General features: G+C 67.6%; 1 protein-coding gene. It reads right to left on the bottom strand.

Features of this window, described 5'->3' with window-relative positions; genetic code table 11:
* On the bottom strand, positions 1-408 hold a 408-nt coding region (locus ACLD7X_RS19360), incomplete at both ends, for a hypothetical protein (protein WP_411425303.1).

The raw sequence follows: 408 nt of genomic DNA, 5'->3' as shown, positions 1-408 counted from the left end.
CCTTCGACGAGCCAGGTGGCGGCGTCGGGATGCGCCGCGATGGTTTCGGGCGAGATCGCGTGGACCATCGCCTGGAACGAGGCGGCGGCGTCTTCGTCGCTGATGTTCTTGGCGATAGTGAAGCCATCCCACCAGAGCGCGGCGGCGGGCACGGTGCCGTCACCGAGGACCGGAGTCGCGGCGAAGGCGGTGTTGGCGGCGACGTCGGGGTTGGCCTCGGCGCCGATGGCGGCCCCGGCGAGCGAGCCCCACTGGTTCATGATCGCGACCTGGCCGGCATCCCAGAGCTTGTTCAGCTCGTTGGCGTCGTAGGTCAGGTAGTCCGGTCCCATGTAGCCGATCATGGCGCGCATGGTTTCAAGGACTTCGCGGCCGTTTTCGTTGTCGATGGCGAGATTCGCGGTGCCG

The sequence above is a fragment of the Aphanothece microscopica RSMan92 genome, from assembly GCF_046613545.2.
GTDB lineage: Bacteria > Cyanobacteriota > Cyanobacteriia > PCC-6307 > Cyanobiaceae > NIES-981.
Note: the sequence above shows the minus strand (reverse complement) of the source record. Positions and strands in the feature narration are given on the sequence as shown.